Origin of the sequence: Streptococcus sanguinis, from assembly GCF_001078705.1 — a bacterium.
In the GTDB taxonomy this organism is placed as follows: domain Bacteria; phylum Bacillota; class Bacilli; order Lactobacillales; family Streptococcaceae; genus Streptococcus; species Streptococcus sanguinis_D.
This window is the reverse complement of sequence record NZ_CDMW01000001.1, coordinates 1,273,389-1,298,795: the sequence shown is the minus strand read 5'-3', so window position 1 is coordinate 1,298,795 and position 25,407 is coordinate 1,273,389. Positions and strand designations below refer to the sequence as shown.

The following is a 25,407-nucleotide window of genomic DNA, read 5'->3' as shown; positions in this document are numbered from 1 at the left end:
TAAATCACTGGAGATAGCTTATTAAAGTCTGCTCTCCCCTACTTTATAGATACCATTGTATATTTATAAAATGGTCTTTGTCAAGAGATAAACTATAAATCAGCGACTTCCTTTATAATGCCACAAACATTATATTTCTGTAGGTTGACATATTCGATTGGGATCTGTTTTTCTTCACACAATTGAAGGATATGTTTAAGGTATTTTTGATTAGCCTTTTCTCTAATTAACACCCTGTCTGGAAGGCGCCTAAGCAGAACTCTAGTTGTCTCACCAACTCCTGGTTTTATTTTATTGATATCACTAATGTTGTAGTATTGGGCGATTTTCTTAACTTCGTCCAATCCTTTGAAATCCTCATTGAGCTCTTCTTGTGAAGGATTGAAATAATCTAATTGAACTTGGTCAAAATAGGATTGCACTTTATCTAAGAATTCCAATGAATGGTCGTAAGCTTCGTTTTCTGCATAATAAACAGCTCCGTGAAGCTCGTCATCGCTCATTTCTTTTAATTTGACTGTCCTGCTGACGAGGCCGCTGACAGTAGCATTTAAGCAAGCGCTAGGGATTAAAAAGTCCTGACGTGTACCATAAAGCGGTGTTACCGAAGCTGGATCACTGAGTACAGCTAGAGTAGGATCTAGTTCGGAAAAGAGTTTGTTTTCCTCTGCTAACCTCTGGCAGGCTTCTTCCAGGACGGTATTTATTGCTCCTTTTCCAACCCAACCATCCACAAATTGAATATCTTTAGGATGGTGCTTGTTGGCTATAATATTCATGGCAGCTATGTCAATCCCTTTACCTCGAATGATAGAAATACTATAATGCGGCACATCAAGCTGATATTTATAGTGAAGGTACCTTTTTATTAGAATACCTATAGGAGTCCCTGCCCTTGCTAAGGAAACTAAAACAAGATTTTCTCCTTTTTTATTAAAAATCTTTTCAGAAAGACTTGCTATAGCGTTAGCAGTCTCAAAAGAAAGAGTTGCGAGGCTTTCTTGATAGATTTTCATATAGCGCTCTGTTGGGGCATATTCTAGAGGTAGCATTTCGGAATAATGAACGCCCTGTTGATTTAACTTTTCTCTTTCGGCAGTGTCTAATACAGGAACCTTTCCACGCACATCTTGTAAGAGGATGGTTACATCGGATTCAGGGTAACTAGTTTTTACTAAATTCATAAAAGCCTTTCTTATTGTTTAACAAAAATTAGTGTTTGCTTACTAAAGGGCTGCAGTTTATTTTGAAGAGTTGCTCGAAATGCATCAGTCATAACCTCATAGACGATGATAATTTGGTCATAATGACGTTCAATATCGTAAAGGAAAGTCATTCTATTAGTTTCGTAAGCACTGGCCAAAGCTAAGCCGTTATGGAAAAGATAGTTGTCTTCACTGGAGAGGGAAATAGGACTTCTTGTAGTGGAGCGAACCTCTGCGTCAAGTTCTTGGGCTAGTCTAATTGGTAACCACATGTTTTCCTCAGTTCCAATGACAGCTATTGTTTCTTCTTTAGATTTCCGAGAGACTTGCGAAGTCAATCGATTTAGAGCAGTTTCTTGGAAGACTAAAAACTCTTCTTTAGTGAGACCTGTTCGAGGATTGAGGTTGTCAGCTAAATGATAGTGAACGTCTGAAGTTAGTTTTGGTTTTTCCAGTGTTGTTTCTTTCAGATCTATGAGAGGAGTATTAGCTCTCATTTGACCACTGACTAGGCATATTCTTTTGATTCCTTTTTCTTGAAAAATCTTACGATTCTTTGTATTTTGCCAGTTTAATATAGAAGCAGCTGCAAAAGAAATACCATCTTTAATTTTTTGAAATTTTTCAATAAAGTTAACAATTGTATTTCCTGTTGTTATTTCATCTTCGATAAATAAGACAGTATCATAGTTAGGAATATCTGAACGGTAATATAATTTTTGTGTGCTTGCATGTGAATGCTCTTCTTCGAAAGAGATATTTTGGATATCTGTATTAATGCTTTCTCGAGTAGTCTGTAAATAAAAGACAGTTTTCAAATCTTTATTTTCCAAGGCCATATGCATGATTGCCTGGGCGATTCCAGTAGCCGTCTCAGAAAAACCAACAACTAAAATACGCTTGTCAGAAGGAATTTGTCTTTTTATTTCTTGATAGAGTTCGGAAAATAGCTGTAGCGTGTTATGGGCTTTAACAGGATAATGTTTAGCTTGATATTTATTAACAAATAAATAGTCTCGATTGGGATTATTTCTCCGTTTACAAATAGCAACCATATCATTGATATCGAAAGAACTCTTATTTTCTTCTATATCAATGAAATCTTCTACTTTTAAAAGATAGGTCATTACTTAATTCCTTTCAAAGTTTACGATTAATTAACCTTTATTGTCTTAGTATAGCACTAATTAGCTCAACTGTCACTTTAATACTTCAAACAACTTACAACAATTTTATTGGAGTAATTATGGTATAATAATAAAAACATTTCAAAGGAGTTTCACATGCTTGAACGTCTACAGCAGCAGTTGGCTTTTACCAATGAGCTGGAAAAGCTGAAAGCCACTCATCGCAATAATCGTACCTTGGATGCCTATCGTTTTGAGAATTCTGCTGAACATAGTTGGCAGGGTGCGCTCATGGCGCTAGTCTTTCAAGAATATATCCCTGAAGAAGTTAATCTGGAAAAGGTCATGTCTATGTTACTGATTCATGATTTGGGCGAAATATATGCTGGTGATACCTTTATCTTTGACGACGTGGGTAAGAGCGATTCATACGATAGAGAGTTGGAGTCCTTGAAAATCAGTTTGAACAAGCTACCGTCAGATCAGCAGGATTCCTTTCTAAAGCTTTGGCAGGAATTTGAGACTGGGATTAGCATAGAGGCTAAATATGCACGAGTGCTGGACGCTCTGGTTCCCTTGCTCAATCACTTGGAAGTTGCTCAGCCCCATGACAACCCTCATGGCCTGACCAAGTCGCAGGTCATCGCAAAGAAATCCTTTATTCAAGAAACCTCTGAAAGTCTTTGGGGATTAGCTCAGGAAGTTATTGACCAAAGCGTTGCTAAGGGGCTTTACCTAGATGAGTGAGGCTGAGAACCTTGCTCGAAGATAAGAAGTTTGAGACTGGTTGAACCAGTCTTTTCATGTTATAATATTCAGACAAGATTGAACGGAGAAAGTGTTTCACTTATCATGATTAGCTCAAAATATGATTGGCAGTTTGCCACTAATTTTACAGACGAAAAATTTTTAAAAAAGGCGGGATTAGAACCAACTGCTGCTAGTCTCCTTTACCAAAGAGGTGTGCAGACTGAGGAGGCTTTACAGGAATTTTTGGAGCCTAGTTTAGACCAGCTTCACGACCCTTATGATCTGCATGATATGGAGCGGGCAGTGGAGCGCATTCGCTCAGCGATTGAGGATTACGAACAGATTTTGATCTATGGTGATTATGATGCTGATGGGATGACCTCGGCATCTATTGTCAAGGAAGCCTTGGAGCAACTGGGGGCTGAGTGTCAGGTTTATCTGCCCAATCGCTTTACGGACGGCTATGGTCCTAATAGCAGTGTTTACAAGTATTTTATTGAAAATCAAGGCATCTCGCTCATTATTACAGTGGATAATGGAGTGGCGGGACTTGAAGCTATCGAGCTGGCCCAGTCTTTGGGCGTGGATGTCATCGTGACGGATCACCACTCTATGCCTGAGGAGCTGCCAGACGCCTATGCGATTGTCCATCCGGAACATAGCGGAGCGGATTATCCTTTCAAGCATCTAGCTGGTTGTGGAGTGGCTTTTAAGTTGGCAACAGCACTGCTGGAAGAAGTCCAAGTCGAACTTTTGGACTTAGTTGCTATTGGTACCATTGCCGATATGGTCAGTCTGACGGGAGAAAATCGGATTTTGATCAAATATGGCCTTTCCGTCCTCAAAAATACCCAGCGAGTAGGACTTCAGGAACTCTTCAAAATCGCTGGTATTCAGCCTGACGAACTGGACGAAGAAACAGTTGGCTTCCAGCTTGCTCCCCGACTCAATGCTTTAGGACGGCTGGATGATCCAAATCCAGCGGTTGAGCTTTTGACAGGCTTTGACGACGAAGAAGCTCGTGACATTGCGCTTATGATCAACCAGAAAAATGACGAGCGCAAGGAAATCGTCCAGCAGATTTATGAAGAAGCACAAACCATGCTGGACCCTAAGAGACCAGTGCAGGTCTTGGCTAAGGAAGGTTGGAATCCCGGTGTGCTAGGGATTGTCGCTGGGCGCTTGCTGGAAGAGCTGCACCAGCCAGTCATAGTGCTTAATATTGAGGATGGCATTGCTAAGGGCAGCGCCCGCAGTATTGAAGCAGTCAATATTTTTGAGGCCTTGGACAGTCATCGTGATCTCTTTGTAGCCTTTGGCGGCCATGCTGGAGCAGCTGGAATGACTCTCGAAGCAGACAAGCTGGCAGAACTTGCTGACATCTTGACAGCTTACATCTTAGACAATGATTTGGATTTGACTGGCAAAACAGCCCTGTATTTAGATGAGGAGCTGCATCTGCCGGAACTGACCCTGGATACGCTCAAAAGCTTTGAAAAACTTGCGCCTTTTGGTATGGACAATAAGAAGCCGCTTTTTTACCTCAAGGACTTTAAAGTGGACAATGCTCGGACTATGGGGGCTGGCAATAGCCATCTCAAGCTGAAAATTTCTCAGGGAGATGCTACTTTTGAAGTAGTAGCTTTTGGGCAAGGAAGCCTGGCGACAGAGTTTGCCCAGACCAAGAATCTAGAGCTAGCTGTCAGCCTCTCTGTCAATAAATGGAATGGACAGACCAGTCTCCAGCTCATGCTGGTAGATGCCCGTGTGGACGGCGTTCAGCTTTTCAATATCCGCAGCAAAAATGCGGCGCTGCCTGACAAGGTTCCTGTCTTGCGTTTCACAGAGGAATTGCCGGATTTGACAAATAGCAGAGCAGTTGTAGTTTATGACCTGCCTGATGATTTGCAGGTCTTGAAGAAGGTTCTTCAGTCTCAGGATTTCGAAGCGATTTACTTTAAGAATGAGATTGCTAAACCTTACTATCTGACAGGTTTTGGCAACCGTGAGCAATTTGCCAAACTCTACAAGACTATCTATCAGTTCCCCGAGTTTGATGTACGCTATAAGCTCAAGGATCTGGCAGCTTACCTGAAGATTGACCCGATTCTCTTGGTCAAAATGATTCAGATTTTTGAAGAACTGGGCTTTGTCAGCATCACAGAAGGCGTCATGACGGTCAATAAGGAAGCTGAAAAGAAAGAAATTGACAGCAGTCACATTTACCAAGACCTCAAGCGTCTAGTAAAAGAACAAGAACTCATGGCACTGGGCACCGTGCAGGAGATTTATGATTATTTGATGTCATCGGACTGAAAATTGTGCAGGTAATCCCGTTAAAAAGTGAATGGCTTGGACCTATGGCTCAGCCTTTTAGGGAAAAATAAGTTTCGTTCTTGGAGCTAGTAGAAGACGTGATTATAAAGAATAACCAACTCAATCCCAGCCTCAATACGGTGGTCTATAAATGAATGAGACATACTCTTTTAAATTAAATAATCTATCCCCTTAAAAAGTAAGTTTTCTGTTACCATTTGGATGAAAAAGTGATATAATAGAGAGTAAAAAATTTTTTTGAAAGAAAGTATATAATGAATTTAAAAGACTATATTGCAACAATCGAAAATTATCCAAAGGAGGGCGTGACATTCCGTGATATCAGCCCATTGATGGCAGATGGAAATGCTTATAGCTACGCTGTTCGTGAGATTGTTCAGTATGCGACAGACAAGAAGATTGACATGATTGTTGGACCGGAAGCTCGTGGCTTTATCGTGGGCTGTCCAGTTGCCTTTGAGTTAGGAATCGGCTTTGCTCCAGTCCGTAAGCCTGGTAAGCTTCCTCGTGAGGTTATCTCAGCTGACTATGAAAAAGAGTACGGTGTAGATACTTTGACTATGCATGCCGATGCTATCAAGCCAGGTCAGCGCGTTCTAATCGTAGATGATCTCCTTGCGACTGGTGGAACAGTGAAGGCGACGATTGAGATGATTGAGCGCCTTGGCGGTGTGGTAGCCGGCTGTGCCTTCCTTATTGAGCTGGATGAGCTCAAGGGTCGCGAAGTTATCGGCGATTACGACTATAAGGTTCTGATGCACTATTAATACATAGTTTCTAGCTATATCTAGTTAGAGAAAAAGTATAATTGAAAACTATATCTCCTTTCAGTATAATGAAAGTACATTGGATAAACAAATGATAGGCTGGAAAAGTATTTCCAAGCCTTTCTAACGATTGAAGGAGATATTTTTATGCCAATTAAGATTGATAAGAAACTGCCAGCTGTTGACATTTTAAATTCTGAGAATATCTTTGTCATGGATGACGACAGGGCGGACCATCAGGATATCCGACCTCTGAATATTTTGGTACTCAATCTCATGCCCCAGAAAATGGTAACGGAGACTCAGATACTGCGCCACTTGGCTAATACTCCGCTGCAGTTGACTATTGACTTCCTCTACATGAGCTCTCATCAGTCTAAAACGACACGTGCAGAGCATATGGAGACTTTCTATAAGACTTTTGATGAGGTTGAAAATCGCTATTTTGATGGCTTGATTATCACTGGTGCACCGGTAGAGCATCTGCCTTTTGAAGCGGTCGACTACTGGGAAGAGTTCCAGCAGGTGATTGAATGGTCCAAGACCCATGTCTTTTCGACTCTGCATATCTGTTGGGGAGCTCAGGCTGGACTTTATGCTCGCTACGGCGTGGACAAGCAGCAGATGACGCGCAAATTATCGGGTGTCTATAGCCAGTCAGCTGACAGCAGTAATCTACTTTTCCGTGGCTTTGACGATGAGTTTTATACGCCGCATTCCCGTCATACCGAAGTTCTGAAGGAAGATATTGTCAATCTGACCAATCTGGAAATTCTTTCGTATGGAGAGGATACGGGCCTCTCTGTGTTGGCTAGCCGAGACTTGCGAGAAGTATATAGCTTCGGTCACATGGAATACGACCGCGATACTTTATCTAAGGAATATTTCCGCGATTTGAAGGCAGGGAAGAACCCACACATTCCAGAGAATTATTTCAAAAACGATGATGTCCATGCGACACCGGCCTTGCGTTGGAGTTCGGCCGCAGCACTCTTTTTCAGCAATTGGGTCAATTATGCTGTCTATCAGGAGACGCCTTTTGACTGGGAAAGTCCTGAAAATGATATATCGTTTTTTGCTTATCTATAAGAGGTGACATGACTTATTTATCAGCTTTTAAATCGGGTAATCTTGTAATCCCGAGTGCCCTTCTTTTACATTTTAAAGATATCTTTGATTCCAGCGATGATTTTTTGGTCTGGCAGTTTTTCTATCTGCAAAATACAACTTCTCTGGAAGAGCTGGCGCCTAGTCAGATTGCGGAGCATATTGGTAAGACCCTGTCAGAAGTCAATCGCTCTATGTCCCATCTGACGGAGAAAGGTCTCTTGCAGTATAAAACCATTGAGCTCAATGGAGAGACAGAGGTTATCTTTGATGCTTCACCGGCTTTGGAAAAGCTGGATGAACTGCTGGCAGCCAAAAGTGGTCCGCAGACTGTGGCAAAGGCGCCACAGAATGTTTTAAAAGACTTGGTGGAGACCTTCCAGCAGGAGCTGGGCCGTCTCTTGACACCTTTTGAAATTGAGGACTTGACTAAGACTGTTCAAGACGATAAAACCAATCCTGACTTGGTCAAGGCTGCCCTTCGTGAGGCTGTGTTTAATGGCAAGGCCAACTGGAAGTATATTCAGGCTATCTTGCGCAATTGGCGTAAAGAAGGCATCACTACGCTTGCTCAGGTAGAAGCCAAACGGGAAGAACGTGAAGCAGCCAATCCTCAAAATGTGACAGTTTCAGATGATTTCCTCAATGCCATGAATTTGTGGAAGGACTGACTTTATTAGATTTGCAGTGGCCTGTTAGATATGACAGGCCCTTGGTTTTATAAAAAAGGAGAAAAGTATGACCTATCAATTACCAAAAGTCTGGTCTGCTGCGGACAGCGATCAAGGAAAATTTTCAGGTATCAATCAGCCTACTGCTGGCGCTCGCTTTGAGCAGAAGCTTCCTGTCGGGAAAGAGCCTTTTCAGCTGTATTCGCTTGGAACTCCAAATGGGGTCAAGGTGACGATTATGCTGGAGGAACTGCTGGCAGCAGGGGTGACAGAGTCAGCCTATGACCTCTATAAGATCAGCATCATGGATGGCGACCAGTTTGGCTCAGATTTTGTGAAAATCAATCCCAACTCTAAGATTCCGGCCTTGTTGGATCAGTCAGGTCATAAGCCGATTCCTGTATTTGAATCAGCAAATATCCTACTCTATCTAGCAGAGAAGTTCGGAAAGCTGATTCCGTCAGATTTGGCTGGTCGAACTGAGGTGCTCAACTGGCTCTTCTGGCAGACAGGCGCGGCGCCCTTCTTGGGTGGCGGATTTGGTCATTTCTTTAACTACGCTCCCGAAAAGCTAGAATACCCGATTAATCGCTTTACGATGGAAGCCAAGCGACAGCTGGATTTATTAGATAAAGAATTAGCCAAGAAAGCTTATATCGCAGGAGATGACTACAGTATTGCTGATATTGCTATCTGGTCTTGGTATGGGCAGTTAGTGCAGGATAAGCTCTATCCAGGCGCAGCTGAGTTCTTGGATGCCACCTCCTACAAACACCTATCTGCTTGGGCGGAGAAGATTGTGGCTCGTCCGGCAGTCCAGCGAGGTTTAGCTGCCGAGTATCAGGAAATCAAATAAACATTTGATGGGGAGGAACTTCCCATCATCAAGTGGCGAGACAAAATCAGTTTATCAACAGGCTGATTTTTCCTCCGCTGCTTTTTTTAAACCCTTAAAAATGATATACTGAATAGAAGAATGTTTAGAAAAGAGTAAGCAATGCAAAAAAAGACTATTTCCCAACGCTTGGAGCGAGTAGCTGCTTTTGTGCCGAATGGGGCAAAGTTGCTGGATGTTGGGAGCGATCACGCCTATCTGCCTATTTACCTGATTCAGCAAGGACGGATTGAGAAGGCTCTGGCCGGAGAAGTGGTAGAGGGGCCTTTTCGGTCTGCCCAGAAAAATGTGGCAGAGCATGGACTGACGGAGCAGATTGAGGTTCGATTGGCCAATGGTCTGGAGGCTTTTGAAGCGGAAGATCAGATTGACACCATCGTTATAGCTGGCATGGGTGGTCGCTTGATTTCAGAGATTTTGGAAAATGGCAGAGCTAAGCTGGGGTCTATTTCCCGTTTGATTTTGCAACCCAATAACCGAGAGGATGAGCTCCGCAGCTGGCTGGTGTCTAAGGGCTTTCGCTTGCTAGCTGAGGATATCCTAGAAGAGGCTGGTAAGTTTTACGAAATCCTGGTTGCAGAAGCAGGCCAGCAAACTTTGACAGAGCAAGAAAAGCGCTTTGGGCCTTTTCTGATGAAGCAACAGTCACCTGCTTTTCAGTTAAGATGGCAAAAAGAACTGAAGAAACTTGAAGGAGCTCTAGCCCATATCCCAGAAAAGAATCAGCTAGAACGCTCTGCTATGTCTCAAAAAATTGAAAGTATCAAGGAGGTACTCCATGCTAGCAAGTGAAATCATCGCTCGTTATGAAGCCTACTGCCCGCAAGAACTGTCCATGGAGGGTGACATTTCAGGCTTGCAAATCGGAACTTTGGACAAAGAAGTGGACAAGGTCCTAGTAGCGCTAGATATTCGCGAGCAGACGGTGGCGGAGGCTATTGAGGCAGGTGCTGGATTGATTATCGTTAAGCATGCGCCTATTTTTCGCCCGCTCAAGGACCTAGTGGCAGATAAGGCGCGAAATCAGATGATTTTAGACCTCATCAAGCATGATATTGCTGTCTATGTCAGTCATACCAATATTGATGTTGTGGAGGACGGGCTCAATGATTGGTTCTGCCAGCTTCTGGAGATTGAGGAAACAAGTTTCCTTAGTCAGACCGGTCCAGAGCAGGGCATTGGTCGTATAGGGAAGATTGCTCCTCAGACCTTTGGGGACTTTGCGGCTAAGGTCAAGGCAAGTTTTGGACTAGATTGTTTGCGTCTGGTCACTTATGAAGAAGCGGATTTTGAACGCGTGATTGAGCGTGTGGCTATTTGTGGTGGCAGCGGTCAGTCCTTTTATCCAGAGGCCATTGCCAAGGGAGCGCAGGTCTACATAACAGGTGATATTTACTATCATACAGCTCAGGAGATGCTGACAGAAGGTCTTTTAGCGCTGGATCCTGGACATCATATCGAGGTTCTATTTGCGGAAAAATTAAAAGAAAAGCTTGATACTTGGAAGGCAGAAGAAGGCTGGGAGATCGAGATTCTGGCTAGTCAGGCTTGGACCAATCCTTTCCGACATATTTGAGAGGGAGCGACATGAAAAAAGTAGCAGTAATTGGTGCTGGAATTGTCGGATCAACAGCCGCTTACTATCTTTCAAAATCCCCAGATGTGGAAGTGACTGTCTTTGATGACGGTAAGGGGCAGGCAACCAAGGCAGCCGCTGGCATTATCAGTCCTTGGTTTTCCAAGCGTCGCAACAAGGTTTGGTATAGGATGGCGCGTTTGGGCGCTGATTTTTATCAGGTCTTGATTGCGGATCTGAAAGCGGCTGGAATCCAGACAGACTTTTACCAACAGACAGGTGTTTATCTGCTGAAAAAGGATGAGAGCAAGCTGCAGGAGCTTTATGATTTGGCTTCTAATCGTCGGGAAGAGTCGCCCTTAATAGGGGACTTGAGTCTTCTTAGCCGTCAGGAAGCCCAGGAGAAATTTCCAGACTTACTAGGCTTTGAGCGACTTCTCTATGCTTCCGGCGGTGCTCGTGTGGAGGGAGCACTCTTGACGGAGAGGCTTCTGAAAGCCAGCAAGGCAGAGTTGGTTGAGAAAAAGGTAAACTTGACAGTAGAAAGAGAGCAACTTCTGGTGGATGGTTGTAGCTTTGACTGTGTTGTCTTGGCTGTGGGGGCTTGGCTGGGAGAAATCTTGCAGCCACTGGGCTATAAGACAGATGTTCGGCCGCAAAAAGGACAGCTACGTGATTTTAAGCTGGCTGAGCAGACAGATGACTACCCTGTTGTTATGCCTGAGGGCGAGCTGGATATCATTCCCTTTCTGGCAGGCAAGGTTGGTGTCGGGGCCAGCCATGAAAATAATCAGGGATTTGATTTGACGGTCGATAAGACGGTATTGAATCAGTTGCAGCGAGAAGCGGAAACTTACTTGCCAAGGCTGTCTAAAGCAGAGATTCTAGGCGAGCGCGTGGGAATACGGGCTTATACCAGCGACTTTGCTCCTTTCTTTGGAGCTGTGCCAGACTTACCGCATGTCTACGCTGCCAGCGGATTAGGCTCTTCTGGTCTGACAACTGGCCCGCTTATTGGACGCCAATTGGCTCAGATGGCTATGGGAGAAGCGGGGCTGCTGAATCCAGCTGACTATCCTATTGAGCGGTATGTGGAGAAGGTTTGATATGACAGAAACTATTTTGAATTGGGTCAATATTTGTGTAAAAAAAGATGAAGAAATCCTACTGCTTAATCGCCGGCATGATAACTTTAAAGGGTGGATACAACCAGGCGGCTTCACCAGTCTGGGGATAGACTGGTGAAGGTTGGGGATAGAAAAAGCTTAGCTTTTTACCTTCGTAAGAGTTTCCAGAATCTTTTTTCGAAGCTGCAAGGCGCGAATTAAAAGAAGAAACAGGGCTGACTGCTCTAAACTTGGAATTGAAAGGGATTTCAGGTTTCACTAATCCGAGTAAAAAAGAACGGTATGTGTATTACGATTTTCTTTGTACTGCCTTTGAGGGGCAAGTCAGGGGAAACGATCATGAAGGGGAGCCCAAATGGTGGAAGATTTCGGAACTTGACCAAATAGATATGCAGGACGACATACGTGAACGTTTGCCTCTCTACTGGCGGAAAGGCTCTTTTGAGCGGATTCATTACTGGAATGAGGAAAAACACTGTATCGAAGAAACCAAGACGATTTTGTATGATTGATTTCAGAGGATAAGGAGAAGTTATGGATTGGTTACAATCGCAGCCTGTGGTTATGCAGGCATTCTTGGCTGGGCTTTTTACATGGGGATGTACCATTGTAGGCTCGGCTGTTGTATTTTTCTTTAAACAGGTCAGTCGCAAGCTGCTGGATATTATGATGGGCTTTGCGGCAGGCGTCATGATTGCGGCTTCCTTTTAGTCGCTTTTGGCACCATCGATTGAGTATGCGCAAAGTTCTTATGGCAAGCTATCCTGGTTGCCTGCAGCGATTGGTTTTTTAGTGGGAGGTTTTTTCCTGCGGCTGATTGATGCTGTGGTGCCTCACTTGCACTTGAGCAAGGATATTTCGGAGGCAGAGAGTGTTCCTGAGCATAGCCGCAAGAAGCTGTCCAAGACAGCTCTGCTTTTCTTAGCCATTATCATTCACAATTTTCCAGAAGGTTTGGCAGTCGGAGTAGCCTTTGGTGCTTTGTCCGCTAATCCTAGTCCAGAAGCCTTTGTTGGCGCGATTGGCCTAGCTTTGGGAATTGGCCTGCAAAACGTCCCGGAGGGGGCTGCTCTGTCCATTCCGATTCGGACGGACGGCAAGTCTCGGCTTAAAGCCTTTTACTGGGGCTCCATGTCTGCTATTGTTGAGCCATCGGGGCTGTTCTAGGATCAGTTGCCGTTATGGCCATGACGGCGATTCTGCCCTATGCCCTTTCCTTTGCGGCAGGACCTATGATTTTCGTAGTGGTAGAGGAGCTGATACCGGATTTGCAGACCAATGGCAATACTGATGTGGCGACCTTAGGTCTCATGGTGGGCTTTGTTCTCATGATGGTTTTGGATGTGGCTTTGGGTTGATACCAACTTGGAATCAAAGAGCGGAAGAAAGCGGAATTTCCCCTCTTTTTCTTTTATTTAAGGGTAGTGAAAAGGATGACATCCGCTTTCAAAAATGGTAGAATAAGGAGAATACATTAAGAGAGGAAACTCATATGAAAGGTATTATTCTTGCAGGTGGTTCTGGTACACGTCTCTATCCATTGACCCGCGCTGCGTCAAAACAGCTCATGCCGGTTTATGACAAACCCATGATTTATTATCCACTGTCAACTCTTATGCTGGCTGGTATCAAGGACATTTTGATTATCTCCACTCCAACGGACCTGCCTCGTTTTGAGGATCTGCTGGGTGATGGCTCTGAGTTTGGTATCAAGCTCTCTTATGCTGAGCAGCCAAGTCCGGACGGGCTGGCACAAGCCTTTATCATTGGGGCTGATTTTATTGGAGATGACCGCGTGGCGCTGATTCTTGGGGATAATATTTACCATGGACCAGGTCTGAGTAAAATGCTCCAAAATGCTGCTGCTAAGGAAAAAGGAGCAACTGTTTTTGGATACCATGTCAAGGACCCAGAACGTTTTGGTGTTGTAGAATTTGATGAGAATATGAATGCTATCTCCATCGAAGAAAAACCAGAACAGCCGCGCTCTAACTATGCAGTGACAGGACTGTATTTCTATGATAACGATGTTGTAGAAATTGCCAAGAACATCAAACCAAGTCCTCGCGGAGAATTGGAAATTACAGATGTCAACAAGGCTTACTTGGATCGTGGTGATTTGTCTGTAGAGCTTATGGGACGCGGTTTCGCTTGGTTGGATACAGGAACCCACGAAAGTCTTTTAGAAGCCGCTCAATATATCGAAACGGTTCAGCGTATGCAGAACGTTCAGGTGGCGAATCTGGAAGAAATTGCCTATCGTATGGGCTATATCAGCAAAGAGCAAGTGCATGAATTGGCGCAGCCATTGAAAAAGAATGAATATGGCCACTATCTCTTGCGCTTGATTGGAGAAGAATAAGAAGATGACGGAACAATTTTTTGATAAGGAATTAGCAGCGCGTGAGATTCCCGGAATCCCAGGTATGCTGGAGTTTGATATCCCTGTGCGGGGGGACAACCGAGGCTGGTTTAAGGAGAATTTCCAAAAGGAAAAAATGCTGCCGCTAGGCTTCCCTGAAAGTTTCTTTGCAGAAGGAAAACTGCAAAATAATGTCAGCTTTTCTCGTGAAAATGTCCTGCGTGGTCTTCATGCAGAGCCCTGGGACAAGTACATCTCTGTTGCAGATGATGGCAAGGTGCTGGGATCTTGGGTAGACCTGCGTGAAGGCGAGACCTTTGGCAATACCTACCAGACAGTGATCGATGCCAGCAAGGGAATTTTTGTGCCACGCGGCGTCGCTAACGGCTTCCAAGTCCTTTCTGACACCGTTTCCTATAGCTATCTGGTGAATGACTACTGGGCTCTGGAACTCAAACCTAAGTATGCCTTTGTCAACTATGAAGACCCAGCTTTAGGCATCCAGTGGGAAAACTTAGAAGCAGCAGAAGTCTCAGAAGCAGACAAGAACCATCCGCTACTTAAGGATGTCAAACCTCTAAGAAAAGAAGATTTGTAAAAAGAATTCTTTTCTGACGCATTAATTTATATTGAAATATATGATTTAGCTCAGCTCCTATTCGAGCGAAGCGAGTGGAAGAAATGATTGCCACTGTGGTGTAAGTCATGTAACAAATTGTTTAGTTTGTTACATGACAGGGGATTTTTGAGACATTAGGCTCAAAAATAAGCAATGAAACCGGAGGTTTGCTTGTGTTCCCATCACTTAAGGCAATTATAAAAAAGTTAAGGAATAAAAATGACTGAATACAAAAAAATTATCGTGACAGGTGGAGCTGGTTTTATTGGTTCTAACTTTGTCCACTATGTTTACAATAACTTTCCAGATGTCCATGTTACAGTGCTGGACAAGCTGACTTACGCGGGTAATCGTGCTAATATTGAAGAAATTTTAGGCGACCGCGTTGAGTTGGTTGTTGGAGATATTGCTGATGCAGCCTTGGTAGATAAGCTGGCAGCTGAAGCTGATGCTATTGTTCACTATGCGGCAGAAAGCCACAATGACAACTCGCTCAATGACCCGAGTCCATTTATCCACACCAACTTCATCGGAACTTACACACTCTTGGAAGCAGCTCGTAAATACGACATTCGTTTCCACCATGTATCGACTGACGAAGTCTATGGTGACCTGCCTCTGCGTGAAGATTTGCCAGGTCATGGCGAAGGACCAGGTGAGAAGTTTACAGCTGAAACCAAGTACAATCCAAGCTCGCCTTACTCATCAACCAAGGCGGCTTCAGACTTGATTGTCAAAGCTTGGGTGCGCTCTTTTGGTGTCAAAGCGACTATTTCTAACTGTTCAAACAACTATGGTCCTTACCAGCACATTGAGAAGTTCATTCCGCGCCAAATCACCAATATCTTGAGCGGTATCAAGCCAAAACTCTACGGCGAAGGTAAAAACGTCCGTGACTGGATTCATACTAATGACCATTCATCAGGTGTTTGGACAATTCTGACCAAGGGTCAAATCGGTGAAACTTACTTGATTGGTGCTGACGGTGAGAAGAACAATAAGGAAGTTCTGGAGCTGATTCTCAAGGAAATGGGACAGCCAGCTGATGCTTATGACCATGTGACAGACCGTGCGGGTCACGATCTCCGCTATGCTATTGATGCTAGCAAGCTCCGTGATGAGCTAGGTTGGAAGCCAGAGTTCACCAACTTTGAAGCTGGACTCAAAGAGACAATCAAGTGGTACACGGACAACCAAGACTGGTGGAAATCTGAAAAAGAAGCAGTCGAAGCGAACTACGCTAAGACTCAGGAAGTTATTAAGTAAGGATAGGCTATCTATGATGAGCCTTGTAAAACTAGCGCTATGTGATTGAGAGGCTGGGATTAACTGTCCCAGCCTTTTCTCACAGGATTGTTAGCTTTTTAATATGTTTGTTACAGAAAATTATGCAAAAATAGTGTAAAATAAGATAAATCCTTTCTGTGTTTTTAGCTAGAGGGATTTTCTCAAATTAAAGGAATACAAACATGAAAATGGTAAAAAGAGTAGTGGGAATTGCTTTGGTGCTGTTGCTTGCAGCGGTGCTATTTCTGGTTCCTGCATCTGTGAATCAAAGTGAACAATTAAAAAATGTTCAAGGTAGTGCTTCGTGGATGAGTATTATTGAGCCGGCTTTGAGCAATGCCAATGTGACGGCACAGGGAGTGAGCACGGAGGTTTCTCTCAATAGCGTCCAGCTTAATCAGGTGCTCAAGTCTTCTCTGGCTGACTCTGAGAATCAGGAGCTGCTGAACAGTGTTTACAGTATTGAAGGCAATAAGCTGCGCATTCAGTATCCGGTTAAGCTGGTCTTTATTGACAGTAAGCTGGACCTAGAGGTGGATGTGACGGTGAGAGATAATGTCTTGCACATCACAATCGATAATGCCAAGCTGGGCTCCCTTCCTATCCCTAAATCTTGGGTGACAGGCATGCTGAAGCAACAAATGCAGGCCTCTAATTCATCTATCACGACGGAGGGAGATAGTTTCCTTCTCGCTCTGCCGCAGAGTCAATACAGCATTAATAAAATCAGCTTCCAGAACGGAGCTGCTAAAATCCAGTTCAGCATGGGTTATGGAATCTAAAAAAGAAAACTTCATTTGAGGAAGAAGTCTTCCGAATCAAATGGAGTTTTTATACTATTATTTGAGCAATAGCATTGTGAGGGAGAAAAGATGCCTATTCCTAATATCCAGCAAGAGGAGCTGATTGTTATTGATGACAATCTGCGTTTGCGGGCCTATGATGGCCAGTTTGAGTTGGCCTTAGATTGGTACCAAGATCCAGATACGATTTATATGATTGATGGCAGAAGAGACCCCTATCCGCCGGAGCGAGTTCAAAGAATGTATGAATCTCTTGCTAGGCAAGGTGAAGTGTATTTTATTGAAGTATGGGAGACGGAGCATTGGCTACTCATTGGAGATGTGTCCTTTTGGCAAGATGATTTGCCCATTGTCATTGGAAAAGCGGACTACCGCGGGAAAGGCATTGGCAAAAAAGTTCTTTCTGCTTTGATACAGCGCGCACGCAATCTAGGCTATCAGAAACTAGCAGTTCAAGAAATTTATGATTTCAATCAGCCCTCTCGCAGTTTGTTTGAGTCGCTTGGTTTCTATCCAACTCTTGCTAGGGAGAAAGGCAAATCTTATACACTTGATTTGACCTTGCCCTTGGCACAGATTCAGCCCAGTCAGTTCTACCTTTCACGGGAAAAGCTGGACAGGATTTGTATTGATTTTGACCAACAAGAACTTGAACCTTTACCTGTCAAGCGCATGGATGGCAAAATTTTCTTTACTGATGGACATAGCAGAGCCTTTAAGGCTTATCAGGCTGGCCTCTCTCATATCCCCATCTATTATGATAGGGACGAGCTTAACTGGGATTTTTATCAATACTGTGTTCAGGCTTGTCAAGAAAGAGGCATCTTCTCGATAGCTGATTTACAGAACCGCATTTTGTCCAAGGAAGACTATCAGACCAAATGGCTTGATTGGTGTAAGAGAGAAGCTAGAAAATTTGATAAGAGCTGATATCGCGAAGTTCTTGTGTTATAATAGATAAAGGAAATCAATATATTAAATCAGAGGTAAGATAATGCTTTATGAATTTTGTGCAGAAAATGTAGCCTTGTTAGAAAAGGCTATGAAGGCGGGAGCTCAGCGGATTGAGCTCTGTGATAACCTGGCTGTCGGTGGTACGACGCCCAGCTATGGCGTGATTCAAGCAGCAGTTGACTTAGCCAAGCTTTATGGTGCGACTGTGATGACCATGATTCGGCCTCGGGGCGGTGATTTTGTTTACACTGATCTTGAAATTGAGATTATGCTGGCAGATATACAAAAAGCCAAGGAAGCCGGCAGTCAGGGAGTGGTTTTTGGTGTCTTGACGGAGAAGAACGAAATAGATGTTTCGAAGATGCAGCGCCTGCTGGAGGCATGCAAGGGACTGGAAGTAGTCTTCCACATGGCTTTTGACTCAATCCCAGCTGAATACCAGTTTGGCGAAATGGACTGGCTGATTGAAAACGGTGTCCAGCGAATTTTGACCCACGGAGGACCTGCTAATGAGCCGATTGAGGAGCATTTTGCTTGGCTGGACGAATTAATCGAGCATGCCGCTGATCGGATTGATATCATGCCGGGTGGTGGCATTCATCTGGGAAATCGTCAGAAAATTATAGACAGTCTGGCAGTAGAACAGCTGCATGGAACTAAAATTGTGTTTTAAGGAGGAGTAAGCTGCGCTAGCAGCGGCTAAGTAGATGTTGGAACTATTTGAAAAATATAAGGCTAATCCAGATAAGCTTCAGACTTACGGTTTTAAGGAGTCTGATGGAGTTTACCATTTCTCGCAGAAGATTATGAAGGGTGACTTTCGCTTGGAGGTGACTATCAGAGATGGGAAGCTGGACTATCAGGTCTTTGATTGTGATACTGATGACGCCTATCTGCAGGTCAAGATGGAGCAGGTGATGGGGGAGTTTGTCGGTCAGGTTCGTGAAGCTTGTCAGGCAGCTCTTTTGGCTATCCGTCAGCACTGTTTTGACGAGGTTGGCTTTCTCTATGAGCAGAGTAAGCGACTGCGGGATCATGCGGCTGAGGTTTATCAGGGGCAAATAGAGTACCTCTGGGAGAAGTCGTCCAGAAAGAGCTCGACCAAGGCTGGAGTTTTCCGCCACCAGGACAGTAAAAAATGGTACGGAGCCTTTCTGACCACAGACTGGTCTAAGTTTGAAGCAGAGCGAAGCGGCGCTATTGAGGTGCTGAATGTTAAGAATGATCATGTGGCTGAACTGATTCAGAAAAAGGGGATTTACCCGGCCTTTCACATGAATAAGAAATATTGGCTCAGTCTGCCCTTGGATGATAGACTGAGCGATCAGGAAATCTTTGATTTACTGGCTGTTAGTTACCAGCTGACCAGTAAAAAATAGAATCGAAGCACAGCGCTCCAATCCGCTGTGTTTCATTTTTCCTCAAAAAACAGTATAATAAAAAGACTAGTAAGAATAGGAGAAATTATGAACCTCATTAGAAAATTAGCCTGGTTTTTTAAGTTGGAAAAGCGGCGCTATATCATCGGTATCTTGGCCTTATCCTTGGTCAGTGTCTTCAATCTGATACCGCCCAGAGTCATCGGTCAGGTTATTGACCGAATTGCTAGCAAACATCTGACTTCTCAAGAGCTGCTCTTTAATTTGCTGTTGCTGATTGCTTCAGCTTTTATCATGTACGGCCTCCGTTATGTCTGGCGCCTTTATATCTTAGGGACGTCTAATAATCTGGGACGAATTCTGCGCTCTCGATTGTTCGAGCACTTTACTCACATGTCTCCCTCTTTTTATCAGAAATACCGTACAGGGGACTTGATGGCTCATGCGACTAACGATATCAATGCAGTTGTCAGTCTGGCTGGTGGCGGAGTCATGTCAGCTGTGGATGCTTCTATTACAGCCCTGGTGACCCTGCTGACTATGTTTTTCGTTTTGGACTGGCGGCTGACCTTGATTGCCATTGTGCCCATGCCTTTCTTGTCGTGGGGCACGGGTTTGATTGGCCGAAAAAATCATGAAAGTTTTAAGGCTGCTCAAGAGGCATTTTCAGATTTGAACAATAAGGTTCAGGAGAGCGTTTCAGGGATTCGAGTGACCAAGTCCTTTGGCTATCAGGAGGCGGAGACTCAGTCTTTTGCCAAGACAAATCAGGAAGTCTACGAAAAAAATGTTTTGGCTGCCAAGTACGATTCTCTTTTTGACCCCTTGGTTTTGCTTTTTATCGGTCTTTCTTATGTTTTGACCTTGATTTTCGGTGGAATTTTTATCTCCCAGGGGCAGTTTACCATAGGAGAGTTGGTTACCTTTATCACCTATCTGGATATGCTGGTTTGGCCGCTGCAGGCTACAGGCTATCTTTTTAACATCGGCCAGCGAGGGGCTGTTTCTTATGAGCGAATTGAGAAACTGTTGGCTCAGGAGTCAGAGGTCAAGGAAGCTGAACAACCCCTTTCTCATGCGGAAAATGGTCGATTGGATTATGACATTCGGAAGTTTGCTTATGCAGAGGAGACTAGTTTATCGGATATTCATTTTTCCATTGAGCAGGGACAGACACTGGGAATTGTCGGTCAGACGGGCTCAGGGAAGACCACTCTTCTGCGCTTGCTGCTGCGGGAGCAGGATATTCAGGAGGGGGCTATCTATCTGAATGGCCATGATATCCGAGAGTACCGCCTCAAAGACTTGCGTCGTCTCATCGGCTATGTACCACAGGAACAGATGCTCTTTGCTCTGTCCATTCGGGACAATATCCGTTTTGCTAATCCCCAGCTGACAAATAGCCAGGTTCTAGCTGCCGCTAAACTATGCGGTGTGTATGAGGATATTCAGGCTATGCCAGAGGGGCTGGATACGGTTGTGGGTGAGCGGGGCTTGTCCCTATCTGGTGGGCAGAAGCAGCGCTTGGCGATGAGTCGGGCTATTATTACCAATCCTGAAATTCTGATTTTAGATGATTCCTTGTCGGCTGTTGATGCTAAGACAGAGCATCTGATTTTAGAAAATCTAAAGTCAGAGCGTGCTGGCAAGACAACCATTATCACAGCTCATCGGCTGTCAGCCTTGGTGCATGCAGACCTGATTTTGGTCATGGAAAAGGGTCGAATAAAGGAGCGGGGAACTCACCAAGAGCTATTGGAGCAAGAGGGCTGGTATGCCCAGACCTATCATAATCAGCAGCTGGCAGAAAGCTTGAAGGAGGAAGATTAACATGAAAAAGAAAGCGACTTTTCATCGCCTCCTAGGCTATATGTGGCGCTACAGGTTAGTAAGCAGCATGGCCTTGACCTTCATCCTGCTGACGACTCTGTTCACAACGGCATTGCCGCTCCTAGCCCGCTATTTTATTGATCAGTTTATCGGCCGTAACCAAGCCTGGGCTGGCCTGCCTTTGCTGGCTCTTTACTATGGTCTTTTCCTCTTGCGGGTACTTTTTACTTTCTTGGGAAAGTATTTCTTTGCGCGTGTGGCTCAAAGCGTGGTTCGGGATTTGCGACAGGAAAGCTTTGCCAATATCCAGCGTCTGCAAATGGCTTATTTTGATAGGACGCCAGCTGGTGCTATCGTTTCCCGCCTGACTAATGATACTCAGGCAGTCGCAGATATGTTCAGTGAGATTTTTTCTAATTTTTTGAGCTCTTTGCTGATTCTAGTTGTTACTTTGAGCGCTATGTTTGCCCTCAACTGGCAATTGACCTTCATGATCGCTCTCTTTTTGCCTCTGATGGCAGCCTCTATCTTGCTCTATCAGCATCTATCCAATCGTCAGCTGAAGCAGGTCCGGAATAAGCTCAGCGATTTGAATGTCAAGCTATCTGAAAGTATTGAAGGGATGCGGATTATTCAGGCGTTTGGGCAAGAGAAGCGCTTGCTACGGGAATTTGAAGAAATCAACGGTCAGCATTTAGGCTTTACCAATCGCTATCTCAATATCAACAGTCTCTTTCTGAGGCCGGCCATGTCTCTGCTGAAAATCTTGGCTTATGGAGTGATTATGACTTACTTTGGCTTGACTTGGCAAGTGGCGGGAATTACGGCTGGTATTATGTATGCCTTTATCCAGTATGTTAATCAGCTTTTTAATCCTTTGATTGATGTCATGCAGAATTACTCTGTTTTACAGACATCTATGGTTGCTGCGGAGCGGGTTTTTGAAATCATGGACCGCACTGACTACGAGCCTGAGCAGGCTAACCAAGACTTGCAAATCCAAGATGGCGACATCGAATTCAAACATGTTTCCTTTTCTTATGATGGGAAGCGTGATGTTTTACAGGATATCTCCTTTTCGGTCAAAAAAGGTCAGACGATTGCCTTTGTGGGATCGACTGGCTCTGGCAAGTCATCTATTATCAATCTCTTCCTGCGTTTTTATGAGTTTGAGCGGGGGCAGATTTTGATTGATGGCCGTGATATTAAAGACTATAGTCAGGCGGAGCTGCGGCGAAAGATTGGCCTTGTTTTGCAGGATCCCTTCCTTTATCACGGTACAGTTGCTTCCAATATCAAGCTTTACCAAGAGCAGCTGACGCGAGGAGAAATTATAGAAGCGGCTAAGTTTGTAGACGCTCATGGCTTTATCAGTCAGCTGCCTCAAAGCTATGATTCCCCTGTGACTGAGCGGGGAGCGACTTTTTCCAGCGGTCAACGGCAGCTTCTAGCCTTTGCCAGAACCATCGCCACCAAGCCTAAAATCTTAATTTTGGATGAGGCGACAGCCAATATTGATTCGGAGACAGAAGAGTTGATTCAAGCCTCACTGAGAAAAATGCGACAGGGACGTACAACCATTGCCATTGCCCACCGTCTGTCTACTATTCAGGATGCCGACTGCATCTATGTCTTAGATAAGGGTCGCATTATCGAATCCGGCAGCCACGAAGAATTGTTAGCCCAAGATGGAACCTATAAGAAAATGTACCAACTGCAGGCTGGAATGATGGAGTCTTGAAGAAAGCCTGATTATAAATAAAAGGTGCAGAATTCATTTGGAATTCTACACCTATTTTAAATAGGCTTTTAATTTCTCTACATTTTCTTCTAAGTTATCATAAGGAAGCTTAGCATACTGGTAAGGGCAGCTAGCAAGGTAGCTCTGTTCAAAGAAGTCAAGCGGCAGGCTGCTGTGTTTGAGAGCACTGACGGAAGAAAGTGACCTCAAGTCTAGCAGAATGCCGTCCTTTGTCAGATAGCTGGCTAGCGGCAGCTGAGCTTGCTCCAGTAGTATCTGCGCCTTTCTTGCTTCCTCTTCTTGAAGCTGCAGCAGTGCCAGCCTATTTTTTTCAAACATTAGACTGTCGATATAGAGCGATAGGGCCTTCTGCATGATGAGGTTGCTGTCATAGTCCACGGCGCTTTTGTAAGCGATGAAGGTCTTTTGAATCTGGGGCGGAAGGAGCAGGGCGGTAATCCTCAGGGCTGGGAAAAGGCTGGTAGAAAAGGACTTGATGTAGATGACCCGCTGACTATTATCTAGATAGTGAAAGGTTAGTTCTCGTCGGCTATCAAAGTCTGATAGGTAGTCATCTTCTACGATATAGACATCATAAAGCTGTGCCAGCCGAAGAATCTCTTCCTTTTCTTGGCGGCTGTAGGAGTGGCCCAAGGGATAGTGAAAACGCGGAATAGTATAGAAAAACTTGATCTTTCCGCTTTGAAAAATCCTCTCAAGTTCTTGCAGATTAATCCCCTGCGGTGTCCTTTCAATGGTTTCATAAGGAAGTTTTTGCGCTAGCAGAAGATCATTAATCCGATGGTAGGTCGGCTGCTCCACCAGTATATGATCTTTTTGGTTGGGAAATTCAATCTGTGAAAGGATATAGAGAGCTTGCTGGGTGCCGGAAGTCAGTACCAACTGATTCCTAGAAGCATAGACAGCAGAGTCCAGCATTAGCTTTTGCACAGACTGGCGCAGATCCTCCAGTCCTTCCTGCTGAGAGTAATAGTTGAAGAGATAATTTTCCCGACCAATCAGAGTTTCATTTACACAGAGGCGAAAATCCTCGTAGGCTTGGTGGCGGTCATCCCTCACAGTCAGCTCCAAATCCTGCTTTTCTTCCTGAGCATTTTCCAGCACATAGTAGCCGCTTTTGGGAACGGCATAGATGTACTTCTGATATTTGAGCTCAATCAGAGCCTTCTGCGCAGTATCCTTACTGCAGTGATAACGCTCTGCCAGCTTGCGCACAGAAGGGATTTTCTGACCAGTAGCCAGTTTTCCCTCTTTAATATCCTTAGTAATCTTATCAACGATGCGTTGGTATTTTGCCTTGGTCATAAAACTGTCCCCATACAGATTTGATTTTTTCATATTGTAACTCATTTTCAGATATTTTACAATAGAGAGCAAGTAGGAGGAGTCATGAAAACAAAAACAGTCATTCTGGCCACAGATATTTCTGGCTTAGGTAAGGTTGCCGCAACAGCTGCCCTGCCGCTTTTTTCAATTTGCCAGCTAGAGGTGGCCTTGTTGCCAACCATGATTTTGTCGTCTCATACAGGCGGTTTTTCAGACATTTATATAGATGATTATACGCCTGGACTGCTTGCTTTTTTGAAACAATGGCAGAGCTTGGAGTTCGATTTTTCAGCTCTGGTAACAGGGTATTTGAAGTCTGATATTCAGGTGGAACATTTGCTACGCTTTAAAGAGGAAAAAGGTTTGCCCCTTATCGTGGATCCTATCATGGGGGACAAGGGGACTTTTTATAAGGGATTTTCAGATGCCCATCTAGACCATATGCGTCGCCTCTGCCAACATGCCGATTTGGTTCTGCCCAATTTGACGGAAGCCTGTTTGTTGTTAGAAGAATCCTACGAAGAGAGTTTATCAGAAGATAGATGGGAGGACTACTGCAAACGTTTGGCTGAGTTAGGACCGAGCAAGGTCTTGCTAACTGGCTTGCCCATGAAAGAGAATCAGATTGGTGTGGCCTATTTTGATGAAGCAATAGAAGAGTTTAACCTCTTTTCTAGTCCATCTCTGCCCCAGCAATTTTTTGGAACGGGTGATATATTGACGACACTTGTGGCTGCGGCTTTTGTTCAGGGGGTTGACATCAAGCAAGCCCTGCCGGTGATTTTGAAATTTATTGAAAAGAGTTTGGCACTTAGCTTTAAAGAGCAAATAGATCCAAAGAAGGGCGTTTTTTACCAGCCCTATCTAGGAGAGCTTTTCGCTGATTTTCAAGCCTTAATGGAGGAAAAATATGAAGAAACAAACACTTGATTTGCAAACCTTAACCATGATAAGTTTATTTGCTGCTTTGATATTTTTGAGCATTCAGTTTTTTAAAATTCCTGTGGGAGCTCAGTTTATTCACTTCGGAAATGCACTGGTGGTAGTGGGCTGTCTGATTTTTGGCAGTAAACTCGGTTTTTTAGCGGCTGCCATCGGATTGGGAATATTTGACTTGTTAAATGGTTATGCAGCGGAAATCCCAGTCATCTTGTTAGAAGCACTTGCGGTGGCTGTGGTGATTCATTTTCTGTATGAAGAACTTTTTCAGAGAAAGGATAAACTAAGAAATATTCTTGTGACAGCAGTAGCTGCTGCTTTGGTGAAAATTGTGCTCAATATCTTCAAGTACACACTGACAGGAACACTGTTTGGCGGGAGTAGTTTACCAGCAGCCTTTTTACTGGCAGTAGCTGAGATTACTGGTACATTTGGCTCTAGTCTAGCGACAGTCATTGCTGTCCCAATCTTATATCCAATCTTTAAGCAAGTCAGAAAAGCGCACAAGCAAAGAAGACCACTGAAAAGCAAGGATGAATCAATAATCAACATAAAAAAAGAAACCGTCTGAAAATCTTCAGATG

At 44.2% G+C, this 25,407-nt stretch carries 23 protein-coding genes and 2 pseudogenes; 22 read left to right on the top strand and 3 right to left on the bottom strand.

Annotation, left to right across the window (positions count from 1 at the left end; all coding sequences use genetic code 11):
• Positions 1 to 92 precede the first annotated feature (92 nt).
• Both SSV_RS06500 and SSV_RS06495 read right to left on the bottom strand, forming a co-directional pair.
• On the bottom strand, positions 93 to 1,184 hold the full coding sequence (locus tag SSV_RS06500; RefSeq protein WP_072074158.1) for a cysteine protease StiP family protein: 1,092 nt from the start codon (positions 1,182 to 1,184) through the stop codon (positions 93 to 95).
• 11 nt (positions 1,185 to 1,195) lie between these two features.
• Complete coding sequence (locus SSV_RS06495; protein WP_072074157.1) at positions 1,196 to 2,332, bottom strand: phosphoribosyltransferase domain-containing protein; 1,137 nt, start codon at positions 2,330 to 2,332, stop codon at positions 1,196 to 1,198.
• A 156-nt stretch (positions 2,333 to 2,488) separates the two neighbouring features.
• Between SSV_RS06495 and SSV_RS06490 the strand changes: the two genes are divergently transcribed.
• From SSV_RS06490 to SSV_RS06385, 20 genes and pseudogenes are all read left to right on the top strand, one after another.
• A complete protein-coding gene (locus SSV_RS06490) occupies positions 2,489 to 3,079 on the top strand; it encodes an HD domain-containing protein (RefSeq protein ID WP_072074156.1) in 591 nt (196 codons plus the stop codon).
• Between the two features lie 105 nt (positions 3,080 to 3,184).
• Positions 3,185 to 5,398: a single-stranded-DNA-specific exonuclease RecJ gene (gene recJ, locus SSV_RS06485; RefSeq protein ID WP_072074155.1), complete on the top strand. Its 2,214-nt coding sequence runs from the start codon at positions 3,185 to 3,187 to the stop codon at positions 5,396 to 5,398.
• A gap of 275 nt (positions 5,399 to 5,673) precedes the next feature.
• A complete protein-coding gene (locus SSV_RS06475) occupies positions 5,674 to 6,186 on the top strand; it encodes an adenine phosphoribosyltransferase (protein ID WP_002897341.1) in 513 nt (170 codons plus the stop codon).
• A 147-nt stretch (positions 6,187 to 6,333) separates the two neighbouring features.
• A complete protein-coding gene (gene metA / locus SSV_RS06470; RefSeq protein ID WP_072074154.1) occupies positions 6,334 to 7,275 on the top strand; it encodes a homoserine O-acetyltransferase MetA in 942 nt (313 codons plus the stop codon).
• A gap of 8 nt (positions 7,276 to 7,283) precedes the next feature.
• Positions 7,284 to 7,964, top strand: a complete 681-nt coding sequence (locus SSV_RS06465) for a DnaD domain-containing protein (protein WP_002897343.1) — start codon at positions 7,284 to 7,286, stop codon at positions 7,962 to 7,964.
• Positions 7,965 to 8,031: 67 nt separating this feature from the next.
• The gene (gene yghU / locus SSV_RS06460; protein WP_072074153.1) at positions 8,032 to 8,820 is read left to right on the top strand and encodes a glutathione-dependent disulfide-bond oxidoreductase; all 789 of its coding nucleotides are present in this window, start codon (positions 8,032 to 8,034) and stop codon (positions 8,818 to 8,820) included.
• A 141-nt stretch (positions 8,821 to 8,961) separates the two neighbouring features.
• The gene (locus SSV_RS06455) at positions 8,962 to 9,651 is read left to right on the top strand and encodes a tRNA (adenine(22)-N(1))-methyltransferase (RefSeq protein ID WP_072074152.1); all 690 of its coding nucleotides are present in this window, start codon (positions 8,962 to 8,964) and stop codon (positions 9,649 to 9,651) included.
• Complete coding sequence (locus tag SSV_RS06450; protein WP_072074151.1) at positions 9,638 to 10,435, top strand: Nif3-like dinuclear metal center hexameric protein; 798 nt, start codon at positions 9,638 to 9,640, stop codon at positions 10,433 to 10,435. The genes SSV_RS06455 and SSV_RS06450 overlap by 14 nt, the downstream gene beginning before the upstream one ends.
• Before the next feature lie 11 nt (positions 10,436 to 10,446).
• Positions 10,447 to 11,541: an NAD(P)/FAD-dependent oxidoreductase gene (locus SSV_RS06445; protein ID WP_072074150.1), complete on the top strand. Its 1,095-nt coding sequence runs from the start codon at positions 10,447 to 10,449 to the stop codon at positions 11,539 to 11,541.
• Between the two features lies 1 nt (position 11,542).
• Positions 11,543 to 12,074 (top strand): annotated as a pseudogene (locus tag SSV_RS06440) (NUDIX domain-containing protein).
• Positions 12,075 to 12,096: 22 nt separating this feature from the next.
• Positions 12,097 to 12,920: pseudogene (gene tmpA / locus SSV_RS11965) on the top strand (ZIP family manganese transporter TmpA).
• A 134-nt stretch (positions 12,921 to 13,054) separates the two neighbouring features.
• Positions 13,055 to 13,924 carry a glucose-1-phosphate thymidylyltransferase RfbA gene (gene rfbA, locus SSV_RS06425; RefSeq protein WP_015605115.1) on the top strand — a complete coding sequence of 290 codons (870 nt, stop codon included), beginning with the start codon at positions 13,055 to 13,057 and terminating at the stop codon, positions 13,922 to 13,924.
• Between the two features lie 4 nt (positions 13,925 to 13,928).
• Positions 13,929 to 14,522, top strand: coding sequence for a dTDP-4-dehydrorhamnose 3,5-epimerase family protein (locus SSV_RS06420; RefSeq protein WP_072074148.1), 594 nt, complete (start codon positions 13,929 to 13,931; stop codon positions 14,520 to 14,522).
• A 240-nt stretch (positions 14,523 to 14,762) separates the two neighbouring features.
• Entirely contained in the window at positions 14,763 to 15,809 is a 1,047-nt protein-coding gene (gene rfbB, locus SSV_RS06415) for a dTDP-glucose 4,6-dehydratase (protein ID WP_002909476.1), read from the top strand.
• 203 nt (positions 15,810 to 16,012) lie between these two features.
• Entirely contained in the window at positions 16,013 to 16,612 is a 600-nt protein-coding gene (locus SSV_RS06410; RefSeq protein WP_072074147.1) for a hypothetical protein, read from the top strand.
• A 90-nt stretch (positions 16,613 to 16,702) separates the two neighbouring features.
• On the top strand, positions 16,703 to 17,563 hold the full coding sequence (locus SSV_RS06405) for a GNAT family N-acetyltransferase (RefSeq protein WP_072074146.1): 861 nt from the start codon (positions 16,703 to 16,705) through the stop codon (positions 17,561 to 17,563).
• 64 nt (positions 17,564 to 17,627) lie between these two features.
• Complete coding sequence (locus SSV_RS06400; RefSeq protein ID WP_176693577.1) at positions 17,628 to 18,260, top strand: copper homeostasis protein CutC; 633 nt, start codon at positions 17,628 to 17,630, stop codon at positions 18,258 to 18,260.
• Between the two features lie 34 nt (positions 18,261 to 18,294).
• On the top strand, positions 18,295 to 18,966 hold the full coding sequence (locus tag SSV_RS06395; protein WP_072074144.1) for an MmcQ/YjbR family DNA-binding protein: 672 nt from the start codon (positions 18,295 to 18,297) through the stop codon (positions 18,964 to 18,966).
• An 87-nt stretch (positions 18,967 to 19,053) separates the two neighbouring features.
• Positions 19,054 to 20,796, top strand: coding sequence for an ABC transporter ATP-binding protein (locus SSV_RS06390; RefSeq protein ID WP_072074143.1), 1,743 nt, complete (start codon positions 19,054 to 19,056; stop codon positions 20,794 to 20,796).
• 1 nt (position 20,797) lies between these two features.
• Complete coding sequence (locus tag SSV_RS06385) at positions 20,798 to 22,537, top strand: ABC transporter ATP-binding protein (RefSeq protein WP_072074142.1); 1,740 nt, start codon at positions 20,798 to 20,800, stop codon at positions 22,535 to 22,537.
• A gap of 51 nt (positions 22,538 to 22,588) precedes the next feature.
• On the opposite strand, the gene SSV_RS06380 is transcribed toward SSV_RS06385, so the two are convergent.
• A complete protein-coding gene (locus SSV_RS06380) occupies positions 22,589 to 23,908 on the bottom strand; it encodes an aminotransferase-like domain-containing protein (RefSeq protein ID WP_072074141.1) in 1,320 nt (439 codons plus the stop codon).
• A 39-nt stretch (positions 23,909 to 23,947) separates the two neighbouring features.
• Here SSV_RS06380 and SSV_RS06375 point away from each other — a divergent pair, with 39 nt between their 5' ends.
• Positions 23,948 to 24,814 carry a pyridoxamine kinase gene (locus SSV_RS06375; protein ID WP_072074140.1) on the top strand — a complete coding sequence of 289 codons (867 nt, stop codon included), beginning with the start codon at positions 23,948 to 23,950 and terminating at the stop codon, positions 24,812 to 24,814.
• Positions 24,795 to 25,394, top strand: coding sequence for an ECF transporter S component (locus SSV_RS06370; RefSeq protein WP_072074139.1), 600 nt, complete (start codon positions 24,795 to 24,797; stop codon positions 25,392 to 25,394). Before SSV_RS06375 ends, SSV_RS06370 begins: the two co-directional genes overlap by 20 nt.
• Positions 25,395 to 25,407 lie beyond the last annotated feature (13 nt).